Below are 224 nucleotides of genomic sequence, written 5' to 3' on the forward strand. Positions count from 1 at the left end.
GAGCTGAAGGAAACAGGAGCGTCATCGTTGCTAAATGAATTGGCACAACAATTGCCGGCAGGATTATTGCCGCTTCTAACGATTCCTGGACTTGGTGGCAAAAAGGTTGGCAAGCTTTACCGAGAACTTGGCATTACTGACGCAGAAAGCTTGCTTCAGGCAGCCAAAGCCGGGCAAATTCGCGCGCTTGCAGGATTTGGCAAAAAATCAGAAGACAACATGAT

1 protein-coding gene is annotated in these 224 nt (G+C 48.2%); it reads left to right on the forward strand.

The window, feature by feature from the left end; genetic code table 11:
• Nucleotides 1-27: 27 nt before the first annotated feature.
• The coding region (locus CHH91_RS19430; protein ID WP_286160867.1) for a helix-hairpin-helix domain-containing protein at nucleotides 28-224 on the forward strand (197 nt) is incomplete at its 3' end.

The organism is Virgibacillus sp. 7505 (assembly GCF_002272135.1).
In the GTDB taxonomy this organism is placed as follows: Bacteria; Bacillota; Bacilli; order Bacillales; family Amphibacillaceae; genus Terribacillus.